At 36.4% G+C, this 11,938-nt stretch carries 12 protein-coding genes; 2 read left to right on the top strand and 10 right to left on the bottom strand.

The window, feature by feature from the left end:
• Positions 1 to 60: 60 nt before the first annotated feature.
• Complete coding sequence (gene opuFB / locus BLE01S_RS18765) at positions 61 to 1,572, bottom strand: osmoprotectant update ABC transporter permease/substrate-binding subunit OpuFB (RefSeq protein ID WP_066146047.1); 1,512 nt, start codon at positions 1,570 to 1,572, stop codon at positions 61 to 63.
• Positions 1,565 to 2,527 (bottom strand): ABC transporter ATP-binding protein, encoded by a 963-nt coding sequence (locus BLE01S_RS18760; RefSeq protein ID WP_066146044.1) that lies wholly within the window; start codon positions 2,525 to 2,527, stop codon positions 1,565 to 1,567. Before BLE01S_RS18760 ends, opuFB begins: the two co-directional genes overlap by 8 nt.
• Before the next feature lie 422 nt (positions 2,528 to 2,949).
• Between BLE01S_RS18760 and BLE01S_RS21460 the strand changes: the two genes are divergently transcribed.
• Positions 2,950 to 3,117 carry a transposase gene (locus BLE01S_RS21460; RefSeq protein ID WP_251523577.1) on the top strand — a complete coding sequence of 56 codons (168 nt, stop codon included), beginning with the start codon at positions 2,950 to 2,952 and terminating at the stop codon, positions 3,115 to 3,117.
• Between the two features lie 330 nt (positions 3,118 to 3,447).
• Here the strand turns inward: BLE01S_RS21460 and BLE01S_RS18755 are convergent, their stop codons facing one another.
• From BLE01S_RS18755 to BLE01S_RS18725, 7 genes are all read right to left on the bottom strand, one after another.
• Positions 3,448 to 3,753, bottom strand: a complete 306-nt coding sequence (locus BLE01S_RS18755; protein ID WP_066146041.1) for a hypothetical protein — start codon at positions 3,751 to 3,753, stop codon at positions 3,448 to 3,450.
• Positions 3,750 to 4,913, bottom strand: coding sequence for a hypothetical protein (locus BLE01S_RS18750; protein WP_066146038.1), 1,164 nt, complete (start codon positions 4,911 to 4,913; stop codon positions 3,750 to 3,752). The genes BLE01S_RS18755 and BLE01S_RS18750 overlap by 4 nt, the downstream gene beginning before the upstream one ends.
• Positions 4,900 to 6,327: a sensor histidine kinase gene (locus BLE01S_RS18745; protein ID WP_066146035.1), complete on the bottom strand. Its 1,428-nt coding sequence runs from the start codon at positions 6,325 to 6,327 to the stop codon at positions 4,900 to 4,902. The genes BLE01S_RS18750 and BLE01S_RS18745 overlap by 14 nt, the downstream gene beginning before the upstream one ends.
• A gap of 4 nt (positions 6,328 to 6,331) precedes the next feature.
• Positions 6,332 to 7,021 (bottom strand): response regulator transcription factor, encoded by a 690-nt coding sequence (locus BLE01S_RS18740; RefSeq protein ID WP_066146032.1) that lies wholly within the window; start codon positions 7,019 to 7,021, stop codon positions 6,332 to 6,334.
• Between the two features lie 190 nt (positions 7,022 to 7,211).
• The gene (locus BLE01S_RS18735; RefSeq protein WP_066146029.1) at positions 7,212 to 8,174 is read right to left on the bottom strand and encodes a lysylphosphatidylglycerol synthase domain-containing protein; all 963 of its coding nucleotides are present in this window, start codon (positions 8,172 to 8,174) and stop codon (positions 7,212 to 7,214) included.
• Positions 8,175 to 8,348: 174 nt separating this feature from the next.
• Positions 8,349 to 9,104 (bottom strand): HAAS domain-containing protein, encoded by a 756-nt coding sequence (locus BLE01S_RS18730; RefSeq protein ID WP_066146027.1) that lies wholly within the window; start codon positions 9,102 to 9,104, stop codon positions 8,349 to 8,351.
• Positions 9,091 to 9,447: a PadR family transcriptional regulator gene (locus BLE01S_RS18725; protein WP_066146024.1), complete on the bottom strand. Its 357-nt coding sequence runs from the start codon at positions 9,445 to 9,447 to the stop codon at positions 9,091 to 9,093. The genes BLE01S_RS18730 and BLE01S_RS18725 overlap by 14 nt, the downstream gene beginning before the upstream one ends.
• 248 nt (positions 9,448 to 9,695) lie before the next feature.
• On the opposite strand from BLE01S_RS18725, the gene BLE01S_RS18720 reads away from it, so the two are divergent.
• Complete coding sequence (locus BLE01S_RS18720; protein WP_066146021.1) at positions 9,696 to 10,850, top strand: MFS transporter; 1,155 nt, start codon at positions 9,696 to 9,698, stop codon at positions 10,848 to 10,850.
• 53 nt (positions 10,851 to 10,903) lie between these two features.
• Here BLE01S_RS18720 and BLE01S_RS18715 read toward each other — a convergent pair whose 3' ends face one another.
• Complete coding sequence (locus tag BLE01S_RS18715; protein WP_066146018.1) at positions 10,904 to 11,845, bottom strand: phosphotransferase family protein; 942 nt, start codon at positions 11,843 to 11,845, stop codon at positions 10,904 to 10,906.
• Positions 11,846 to 11,938 lie beyond the last annotated feature (93 nt).

The raw sequence follows: 11,938 nt of genomic DNA, 5'->3' as shown, positions 1-11,938 counted from the left end.
TGTGGATTTCTCTGTACGAGAATGAGAGCCGTCACTCCAAGAGTGACGGCTCACAAATTGCTAAATCCCCGCATTTTTCAAATACTCTTTCGCTACTTCCTCAGGGCTAGCATCTTCTACATTTACTTTATAGTTCATTTCACGCATTTCGTCATCGGTGATTTTTCCGGCAAGACGATTCAAGGCTTTTACCAATTCGGGATATTTTTCGGCAGTTTCTGTGCGTAACAAAGGTGCCCCTTGGTAAGGTGGGAATAGCTCCAAGTCATCTTCTAGGACGATCAACTCATGCTGTCTAATTTCACTGTCTGTTGAATAGGCATCGACTAAATTAATATCGCCAGTCTCTATTGCGCCATAACGAAGTTTCGGTTCCATTTTAATTACGTTTGGAAAATCTATTTCATATCGTTTTTGAATGCCTAAATAGCCGTCTTCTCGATCTGCGAACTCTAGTGTAAATCCTGCATGAATGTTCTGTTGTACTCCCTTTAAGTCAGAGATCGTTTTTAGTCCATACTGTTGTGCTGTTTCACTAGGTACAGCTAATGCATACGTATTATTAAAATCCATTGGGTCGAGCAATGCCATTTCAAATTTCTCTAATAATCCTTGCTTGGCTTGTTCATACACCGCATCTCTATCTGTATTTACAGCCGTTTCCTTTAAAAATTCGGATATCGCCGTACCTGTAAATTCAGGATACACATCAATGCTTCCACTTTCTAAAGCATTAAAAACGAATGAGGTTTTTCCGAGACCAGGTTTTAACTCTACTCGTAAATCTGTATCCTCTTCAATTAATACTTTATACATATTGATCAATATTTCCGGCTCTGATCCTAGCTTCCCAGCAATCACGATATCCTTTTTCACACCGCTTGATAAAAAAGGAACCACAATGATAAGCAATGTTACTGTTGCAAAGACACCGAGTGTTGCCAATGTCTTTTTAAAAGAAAGACGCTCGATCCGGCGAAGCAACACATCAAAAAGTATAGCGAGTAACGCCGCTGGAATTGCCCCGAGCACAATCAACGCAGTATTGTTTCGATCAATTCCAAGTAAGATAATATCACCAAGCCCTCCCGCTCCGATAAGGGCCGCCAATGTTGCTGTTCCAACAATTAACACCATCGCTGTGCGAATTCCTGCCATAATTACTGGCATTGCAAGTGGCAACTCCACTTTGATTAATTGTTGGCGATTATTCATTCCCATTCCTCTCGCTGCCTCTTTTAATGAAGAATCTACCTCTTTAATTCCTGTATATGTATTTCTTAAAATAGGCAAGAGGGCATAGGCTACGAGAGCAATAATCGCTGGTACTTTCCCAATGCCTAAAAGTGGAATCAATAAGCCAAGTAAAGCAAGCGAAGGGATCGTTTGTAAAACAGCTGTTACACCGATAATGCCTTCTGCTGCTTTTTTTCTTCGCGTCAAATAAATACCTAGAGGAATGGCGATGATAACAGCAAAAAAGAGGGCAATCAAGGAGATTTGAATATGCTCTAGAAGTGCTTGAAGAAGCTGTTCTTGTCTATCGCGAAATGCTTCCAATACATCATTCATGGTTTTCGCCCCTTTCCTGCATGTTGTCTGCCATATACTGAACGATCTTTTGTCTGCTCAATATACCAATGATTTCCCCATCCTTTTCTACAGATAACTCGTCCTCTTGCGCGAGGGCCGCTAAAACCTTCTTTAGAGAAGATGGCGTTGAAATAATCGAAAGTGACTTATCCACTTTCTGTTCCAAAGTATGATCCATCAATTGTTCTAAATTAACTTCATCAGTCGGAAGTGTATTAATCCCTACGAATTCTTTGACAAATTCATTTACCGGGTTATGCAAAATGTCATGGGGTGTCCCAACTTGTACAACTCTACCTTCTTTCATGATGCATATCCTATCCCCAATTTTCAATGCTTCCTGCATATCATGGGTAACGAAAACAATCGTTTTCTTAATTCTTTGCTGTAATTCAACCACATCGTCTTGCAATTTTTCCCTACTAATTGGATCTAGTGCACTAAATGGTTCGTCCATTAAAATTACTTGCGGATCCGCAGCCAACGCGCGAGCCACCCCAACTCGCTGTTGTTGCCCACCTGACAATTCATCCGGCTTTCGGTTCTTGTAAACAAGCGGGTCTAAGCCAACCATTTCTAATAATTCATCTACCCGCGACTGGACCTTCTTCTTATCCCATTTCTTCAGTTCAGGGACAATGGCAATATTCTCTTCAATCGTCATATGTGGAAATAAAGCTATCTGTTGTAAAACATAGCCAATGTCCCAGCGAAGTTCGTGAATGTCATAGCTGGCAATTTCTTTTTCATCCATTGAAATGACTCCACTTGAAGGATCTATTAAACGATTCATCATTTTTAATGTTGTTGTTTTGCCGCATCCACTTGGACCAATTAAAACGAAAAATTCGCCATCCTCGATTTGCAGGTCTAGGGAAGTTAATGCCTTAGTACCATCTGCATATTGCTTTGATACATCCGAAAATTTGATCATGGTTATGCCCCTTTTATTTTAATAAACAATGATTTAAAGGAAATTTTATTAGTAAGTGCTAGTTTACTTGGTATTGAAGAAAATTGTAACTAATTTACTCTTCTTCTTTCCTCTTTCTTCACTTTAGTCATTGAAACTTCGCCTTCAGAACCCCTCCTAGAATAAACATTCGGCTATTCAGCAATCCTTTTGTAAACAGTTTATACTTCAATTGTTCGTCATAAATAAAAGAGAAATCGACCAGATCGTTAAGTTATCGCAAAAGATTATCTTACGGAACCAATAAATCATAAAAATTTATAAATGGGCAAAAAATTTATGATTGTTGATTTTGTATCAAGGTACCTTACCTGCTTGATATTGATACATAACTGTACAATAAAAAGGTATACCATCCTTTTTTATAAGAAACGGCCAGACAGATGGCGGGATTTTCCAAGGAGCGTGTCGATTTTCAAATACTGAAATCATTTCCGGGAATCGGAGCATCGACGGCAGTCCGTATTATCGCAGAGTTGGGCGACATTCGCCGCTTTAAGAATTACAAACAGATTAATGCGTATGCGGGGATAGATATTCAACGGTATTAATCCGGAAAATTTCACAATCAAGATCGGATTAATATAGGAGGTAACAGAAGAATGAGGTTTATTTGTCTTGCAAATCTCCCGAAAAAGATAAAAATCTAACTGCATTTATAGAAAGGAAACAAAACTTCTTTAAGAAAAACAAAACCAAGTTGATTGAAGCGTAAGGTGGCGACTCCGAGGGGATCAAGCGGCTCACCGCACGCCCCCCCGGAAAGCGACATCCTGAAGCGGAAATCAACGTATTCTGCATGCTCCCTATATTTGGAGGACCTTTTCAGTGCCCCAAAATACCGCTATGTTTAAATAACGGTATTTTTGTTTCTTAATCTATCATTCTAAAATGTTAAAGCTTTCCTTAACGATTTCATCCCATTTATCTACGTAATCACCAATAGCCCATTCTGCCATTATAATCGCATCGCCTTCTTGTAGGGCTATTTCCCTTAATGGCTGCTCTAATATTCGTCCATCTTCCATCGCATATATAGAAAGAGAATCTTTAGATGTCAATAGTGCCATATCCTGTAGCGGTGATTGATAAGCGTCAAGCATCCATGGTAAGCTTGATTTAATTTCACCCCATTGGATAGATAATTCATCATAATTTATTAACTTTGACGGGACCAATATGTTCATATCAAAGTCCTCATATTCTTTCTCTCCAATTGGCTGTTCATATCAAAGTCCTCATATTCTTTCTCTCCAATTGGCTGTTCATAATAAAGTCTGCCCTTCATTATCCAGTGTCCACTTCTTCTTTCAAGGGTAAAATTATCCTCAAACGGACTTTGGATAATATATTGCGCTTCCTCTCGATCCATAGAGGCGATAAAAGCCTCGCTCGAGCGCAACATTGTCTCATAAGCATTTTCAGTTGTAATATTTGTAAGCTTAATTCCTTTACCAACGCTAATATTATCGATTGGTAATACTTTGAGCTTTAACTTATGCTCTGTCCCAATATAATCATTCCCAACAAATAAGATCTCACTATCTGGACTTCCCGCTAACATATTTTTATTCTCCACTGATAATATGGATGGTTTCTCATGATCAGTCAATGGTTTTGCATATATGCTTTCCCTTGATGAAGAACGACCTACTTCCCAAAACCCTGTCTTTCTTGGAACAAGTAATTGCTCATTCATTAAAATAGGATTAAGATTACCATTTTCTGAGCTAATCCACAATGTTTGATATGTATTATTTGCAGAGCGAATGCCAAGCAGCACGCCTGCCTTTTCTTCGTTTTCTTTTTTCTTTTCACTATCCACGATTACCTTATTATCTTTTACGATAGTTTGTTTTACCCCACCATTTACCTCATCAGAAATTTTATTTAAATACAAAAATCCCCCCGCCACATATGCCAGCAGCGTATCGTCATCTATCTTTATAAACTCATATAATATTTGATGATCAGCCGTAACTGTAATTACATCCACTCTTTCGTTAGAAAGCTGAAGTTGATCTGTATTCATTCTATATTTATTATGAAAATAATCAGCAGTAGCCACATTAATGATTTTGTATTCCGGATCAATACATTCCTCCTCACCCATCATACAAACGTCCTCATCAAACATCGCTGTTTCTCCTATATATTGCTCTATTTCATCGACGTTCTCTTTTACAGAAACAAACTTTTCTATTTGCCAAGTACCTTGAATCGCAGACTTTTTATTGACCGGGGGAATCAACATCCCCTCCGTATTAAAGTCGAGATTACTACATCCGAATAAAGATAGGATGATCAAACATAATAAATATGGAAATAGCCTACTACCTCTTCTCATCTTGTTTCTCCTTCCCTTTGGGAAGTGTCACAATGACTTCTGTACCAATATCTATTTTACTTTTAATCGTTAAGCTTCCCTCATGCATATCTACAATCTCATCACAAATAGCTAATCCTAGGCCAGTCTGCGATCCACTATGGTTCCCTTTGTAAAATTTCTCCTTCACTCTGGGCAAATCTTCTTCCTTAATCCCACAGCCTGTATCTTTTACAATGATAGTAATAGAATCTCTTTCTTCATAAGCTTTTAATGTAACGGTACCTTGAACCGGTGTAAATCTAAATGCATTTGCTAGAAGATTAATTAGCACCTGTTTCATTCTATCTTTATCTATTTCCAACAAAGGAAGTTCTTCACAAAATACATAAAATTGGATCCCTTCTCTAACCGCCCTTTGACTCATGTGTTTATCTATAAAATCAAACACATCTCGGAGATCTGTCTTTTCCTTATGCAATGTAAAATTACCCGACACATAGTTCGAAAAGTCGAGCAGCTCTTCCACCATACCTGTTAACCTATCACTTTCCTTTTCAATAATGGTTAAACCGTCATCGAATATTTTCTTATCATTTGGATCAACATTTTTCAAAGTAATTGCCCATCCTTTAATCGATGTAAGTGGTGTTCTCAATTCATGCGATACAAGAGAAATAAAATCGTCCTTTATTTTCTCTCTATTTTCAATTTCTTGGGCCATATAATTCAATGTAGAAGCTAGTCTTCCAATTTCATCATTTTGTTGTTTTTTCACCCTTATTTTCAGATTACCACTAGCCATTAATTCTGCTCCATCCGTTACCTTCTGAAGTGGATGAATAATGCTGTTAGCTAATAGTAGACTAATGGCACCAGCAATCACAATGACAATGACCCCAATGCTAATAAAAATTAACATAATGTTTCTTAATACTTTATCTACTTCTGTTAAACTTGAAATAAACCGCAATACACCTACCACTTCTTGGTCGGATTTTAACGGATAAGAAACAACCATCACTTTGTCATCTGCATGCTCTGCTTTTCCAATCCAAATTCCTTTCCCACCGCTTAAGGCATCATTAAAATCGGAACTTTTTAATATCTCTTTATGCTCTATCCCAACTGAATCCAATAGAATTTTACCGGTGATATCGACAATTTGCACTTGAGCATCCGTTTGTTTCCAAAATACATCTACATTATCGATAATGTTTTCTTCTAAAGGTACATTGGAAAAGTATTTTGAATAGAATTCTGATGATATTTTAATTTGGTTTGTTAAAGCATTTTCTGCATTGTTGTAAAAATAATATTGCGTAAAATATACAAGTATTGTTTCAAAGGCTATTACGCTGATTAAAATGATGACAATGAAGTTACTCACGAGTCTCGTTTTAATACTTTTCGCGGATTTTTTTTTAATTGCCATACCTTTAATCCTTTCTCCAACGGTAGCCCGTCCCCCACACTGTTTCTATGTAGTATGAATTCGCAACATCATCTTCAATTTTAATTCGAAGTCTTCTAATATTCACATCTACGATTTTCGTATCCCCTACAAAATCATATCCCCAGACAATATCTAAAAGTTCATTTCGCGAAAATGCCCTGCCTGGATTCTCCATGAATAGTTTTATAAGATCATATTCCTTTGGGGTAAGTGAAATTTCTTCTTTATGTTTGAATACCTTCTGTGAAAATACTTCCAATACAAACGGGCCACTTTTCAGTAAATCTCCCCGCACTAATTCCTCTTGATCATTCATCCTTCTTAATAGGGACCTTGCCCGTAATATTAGTTCTAATGGATTAAATGGTTTTACTACATAATCATCTGCTCCACATTCTAGCCCCTTAATTTTATCTAAATCTTGGCCTTTTGCTGTAGACATAATGATTCCTAGATTCGGAAATTCATTTCTCAGTTGATCACACACTTGAAATCCATTCATACCTGGGAGCATCACATCGAGGATGATAATATCGGGATTCTCCACTCTCGCTTTGTTTAGACCCTCTTCACCTGAACCAGCCTCTATCACTATAAAGTTTTGCATTTTGAAATTGATCGTTAAAAAGCTGCGAATGCTTTCTTCATCTTCAATAATTAATACCTTTTTCATCTATTTTCATTTCCTCTACCTTCATTTATATTAAAAATTTCAGGCAAAACTAATTAAATAAGTCTTGTCTGATAAATACGTATTACAGTTTTCATTATATTGTATCGTAATCATAATCCTTCTTTGGCTACAATTTGGATACATTTTTGCATCTCAAACGGTAAGTAAATATGGCACAATCTAGGATGGATTAATTTTTCCGAAAAACATATTCAATGAATTTCTTTATAAGTGTATTCGTTTTTCGAATTATTTCCTTGTGAAACAGAACCACCGAAAGCAAAAATGGAAAAACAAAGTAACTTATTCGATAAAAGATAAGCAATGCCAATACTTTTTCATCGATGATTCCTAAGTTTTGCGTCCCCCAAATAAATACAAGATCAAATGAGCCTATACCCCCAGGGATCATGCTCGCAATTCCTGCGCAGGTAGCGATAATAAATACGGGTAGCAAATCTGTGACTCCGATAGGAATATTCAATACAAAGGTGAAAAACCAGATCGCACAAAATAAAGCTGTCCATTCAAGCAGTGATGCAAGTACTAGCTTCACAAAGACGGCCAAACTTATAGAGGAATTCGTCCTTCTTTGATGTTGAACCAAGTAGAAAAGAATGAACGATGGTAAAAATAGACTAACTGCCAATACAGCGAAAAAGAGCCATCCTATTTCATCAAATAACGAGAAATTTCGATAGCTCAATAGAAAAACCGATGCAAGTAATGAAATACCAGTCAGGGAGAAAATAGTAACAGAAGCAATGTTTTTCAAGAGAACTCGCTTGTTTAAATCATGCTTAGCATAAAAATAATTTCTTAGTATTAAACCTGCGATTCCACCAAAGCCAACTAAGTTTGAAAATGTATTAACAATAAAAGATTGTTTTACTAACCTCATTGCTCGTACCTTAATTCCCAACAATTTAACAAGCATCGCATCATATAAAAACATGGGGGTGATCGCACAAATAGAAATAATAAAAATAAGAACAATTTGCCAATTAGGTATTTGACTTACTACATCACGAAGTAATTCTTTATTCATACCGCTTATTGCTTTTTGTATTTCTACTCCGGCTAATATGAGCAATAGCAACGGGAGAATTATTTGTATAATTTGAAAAAAGCGTTCCCTGTCAAACCTTAACATAACCATACCTCTATTCCGAAGATGACGATTCCTATATTCCAAACAAACTATCTTTTAGCTTTCTAAGATAGATTCATATAAAAGTGTAACATATGGACAGGGATAGAATGTTTATATAAATGAAAAAACATCTTATTTCTCTCCTATAATAAGATGTTTTTTTCAACTATATATTTATCTTTTAGCTTTTATTAATTTCTCCTTTATGAATAAGCTTATTATGATAATAATAAATACTCCAACAAATGAGACAGCACTTATCTTAAGTACTGTTTCATCTTGTAAACTTGAGAAACGAAAGAGAAAATCAGGTATGAATAAAAGTGTAGGAATCCATATACTAAACCAAGTTTTACTCCATATAGCTAATGAAACAAAAATGAGCACACAAATGGCGACGACTATCCAGTTCACTGCCATGCTAGCTTGATAAAATGGTTCTACTATAAAATTACTACCTAACAAAAGCAAAATAAACAGCGCGGTAACAGCTAAGCTAATAAAGCCTGCTGTAAAAAATAGCTTTTTCGATGAAAACTGATTTTTCCCAGCTTGTTGTAAAAATACAACATACATAATGAGAGCAATAACAGATATGAGTGGAAACCCAATAACTTGAATCATATTTAATTCAAATTCGCCTCGAATTGCTGGACCCATAATGAAATAAGCAATTACTCCTAAAAAATAGATTGGTATGCTTTTCAGTATACCTAGATAATCCGTCTGCATTTCATTTTTTATTGATTCCATATATGATGCAGGAGTTCCGTAAATGATGTGGCCAATATCTTTTCCACGCTTCTCTAATTCCATTAAATGATCTTGCAGCTCCTCTGTCACTTCTTTTACTTCTGTTTCCTTTTTTCCAGAGGTAATTAAATATAATCTAAGATTATCAATAAAGTTTATACTTTTAGTTGAAAGCATCCTTTTCTCCTCCTTTAGTAATATTGATATCAAATAAAGAGTGAACAGCCTTTGATAATTCATTCCATCTTTTCTGATACTCAGCCAATTCCTCTATTCCAGCTTCCGTAATGGAATAGTATTTTCGATTGGGGCCAGTAGGGGATGGTTTCATGACTGTATTTACTAGCTTTTCTTTCTGCATCCGCAATAAAACGGGATAAATACTCCCTTCACTAACCATATCGAACCCAAACGACTCTAATTTTTCAATCATTTCATAACCATATGTTTCTCCACGAACAATAATGGCCAATAGACATCCTTCTAAGATTCCCTTTAACATCTGAGTGGAAGTCGACAATTTATTCACTCCTTTGCAATACAAGATAGCTGACAAAAAAATAAGTACCTTGTATTACATTATAGTTAACCCATAATAGAAAATCAACTACTTTGTATAACAAGATACTTCGGTTTGGAATAAATTATTTGACAGGGTAGACAAGATTGGCTTTATTTTAGACTGAAATAAAGGCTTAACTGCTTGCCTAAATCCATGAAAAAAGAGATGATAAGATGAGGATAATAAGATGGAGGCGGCTATTATTTATGCGTGTTTTTGTTTATATCATTGTCTTCTTTTCTTTTTTTGATTTATTTACACAACTACCTATAATGACTCCTCTCGCAATTTCTGTTGGAGCAACTCCCTTCTTAACAGGGTTAGTCGTTGGAATGTATTCTTTCTCCAATACGATTGGAAATGTGGCTTCTGGATTTTTGACAGATAAAAGGGGACCCTTTCTTATTTTAATCACTGGATTATTACTTTCTGGTGTATCGCTCTTTATATATTACTTCGCGGATAATGCCTGGTTGTTACTCTTGATTCGCTTTGTCCATGGTTTGACAGCAGGATTAATTGTCCCAGCTGCCTTTACCTATTTAGCGAATTCAGTAGAAACAGCAAAAAAAGGAAAAGGTGCCGCTCTATCTGGCGCATTTGTAGGACTAGCTGCTGTAATCGGACCAGCATTTAGTGGAATTGTATCGAGCAGAACAAATGAAGTAACAGTACTGACTGTAACAGCCTTTTGTATGATTGCATTAGGTATACTGGCGTTTATCTTTTTACGCTCGCAGGCTAGTCCTGTTAGTGATGCGAAGCAAGATACCGGTAAAATGTCAGTTCGTGTTTTTTTCCAGGACTCAAAAATTATTAAAGCTTTTTCCGGAGCATTTTTCCTCATGTTTTCCCAAGGTGTTCTCGCCTATATGCTTCCATTAAAAGTAGCCGATCTTGGCCAAGATACACAAACAAGCGGTTTGCTTTTAAGTACCTTTGGAATTGTAGCAATCCTAATTTTTGTACTTCCTACTAATCGGCTTTTTGATGTGATCAAACCAATTAAAACATTAACTTTTGGAATGGGAGCAATGGGCGTAAGTCTTATTCTAATTAGTCTAAGCCAGAGTATCTCTATTCTTTATATCTATATGGGCTTATATGGAGTCGGATTCTCCTTTTTATTTCCATCACTCAATTCCTTATTAATTGAGGCCACACAAAAGAAACAACGTGGTAGAGCATATGGTTACTTTTATGCATTTTTCTCGATCGGTGTCGTTGTTGGATCCAGTTTAACGGGTTTATTGCAATTAACAGCAAACCAAGGTTTTATATTTACAGGAATTTTATTAATGATTGCTGCAATGTTTCTATTTTTGAAAAAGGATAAGAGTAAACCTATTCTTTCTGAGTGAGAAAGGGGCTATCCATGAAGCCGTAGTAGTTGGCTTTAGGATGCCCCTTTTTATTACGTCATGTCCATATCATTTTGAGTTTCGCTAGGGATGGTTCTTTTTAATAGACTTAAAAGATATGTATCCAATCTCTCTTGCATCATTTGATTGCTAAGCCCAGTCACGCCTAAAGCTGTCCAGCCTGGATATACTTCAGGCGGACCGAAAAGAATATCTATGACAGATAACAGATCCCAATAAGGATCATATCGAAAAGAAGTATCAGCATTACATATGTAAGCCTTTAAAAAAGCATCAGCAACCGGAACGCCGTGTAACAACGCCAAATCAACCCTACAATGACCAAGATCAATTCCTGCAGGACCATGACAAGCATTAACCCAATCCACGACTCCACTTATACCATTTCCAGACCATAATACATTAGCTGGATGGAAATCCCTATGAATAAAGCAATCTTTCCCTTTTGGACGGGGCCCTTTAACAATTTTAAATGCTGTATTCCAGAGATCTGGATATCTTGACCATGCTGGTGTCTCTAATGTATCAAGATCTTTGTACGTAAAATAGGACCAAGGAAAATCATCCGCTTCTACTTTGTGAATCTGAATTAATGATTGGGCCAATCCATTTATCCAATGATCCATGTCGTCTGGTATTAAAATAACAGATCCTTCTAGCTTAGTCATGAGTATGGTAGGATGACTACAATCGTCTCCATTTTTATCATAAGCAATAAGCTTGGGAGTTAACAATTGAACTTCCGCAGCCTTACGGAGACATTCTGCTTCATGGTAGGCTAAATCAGGTTCTTCATCAAGCCATTCCTCATCATCAACTTGACGTAATACTACATCTTCTACCTTATCCCCAATTAGGAGCGAAATACGATAAACACGTGAAGAGACTCCTCCTTGTAGTGGGTCCACTGCAATAATTTTTCCATTCCCTTTATATGAGGATAGTACCCAATTCTTTACTCTCTCTTCTAACATTTGCTCCCTCCTCGTTTTTTAAAAATATCCCAGTTATTTATAGCATACATTTTACTATAAATGATTGAAATTATTATTATTTCTATATACTCA

The organism is Lederbergia lenta NBRC 16444 (assembly GCF_001591545.1).
GTDB lineage: Bacteria > Bacillota > Bacilli > Bacillales > Bacillaceae_C > Lederbergia > Lederbergia lenta.
Note: the sequence above shows the minus strand (reverse complement) of the source record. Positions and strands in the feature narration are given on the sequence as shown.

Bases quoted from the DNA above. Each gene is read 5' to 3' on its own strand.
- BLE01S_RS18745 (WP_066146035.1), bottom strand. From the start codon at position 6,327: ATGGCAATTAAAAAAAAATCCGCGAAAAGTATTAAAACGAGACTCGTG.
- opuFB (WP_066146047.1), bottom strand. From the start codon at position 1,572: ATGAATGATGTATTGGAAGCATTTCGCGATAGACAAGAACAGCTTCTT.
- BLE01S_RS18715 (WP_066146018.1), bottom strand. From the start codon at position 11,845: ATGTTAGAAGAGAGAGTAAAGAATTGGGTACTATCCTCATATAAAGGG.
- BLE01S_RS18750 (WP_066146038.1), bottom strand. From the start codon at position 4,913: ATGAGAAGAGGTAGTAGGCTATTTCCATATTTATTATGTTTGATCATC.
- BLE01S_RS18760 (WP_066146044.1), bottom strand. From the start codon at position 2,527: ATGATCAAATTTTCGGATGTATCAAAGCAATATGCAGATGGTACTAAG.
- BLE01S_RS18735 (WP_066146029.1), bottom strand. From the start codon at position 8,174: ATGTTAAGGTTTGACAGGGAACGCTTTTTTCAAATTATACAAATAATT.
- BLE01S_RS18720 (WP_066146021.1), top strand. From the start codon at position 9,696: ATGCGTGTTTTTGTTTATATCATTGTCTTCTTTTCTTTTTTTGATTTA.
- BLE01S_RS21460 (WP_251523577.1), top strand. From the start codon at position 2,950: ATGGCGGGATTTTCCAAGGAGCGTGTCGATTTTCAAATACTGAAATCA.
- BLE01S_RS18730 (WP_066146027.1), bottom strand. From the start codon at position 9,104: ATGCTTTCAACTAAAAGTATAAACTTTATTGATAATCTTAGATTATAT.
- BLE01S_RS18755 (WP_066146041.1), bottom strand. From the start codon at position 3,753: ATGAACATATTGGTCCCGTCAAAGTTAATAAATTATGATGAATTATCT.
- BLE01S_RS18740 (WP_066146032.1), bottom strand. From the start codon at position 7,021: ATGAAAAAGGTATTAATTATTGAAGATGAAGAAAGCATTCGCAGCTTT.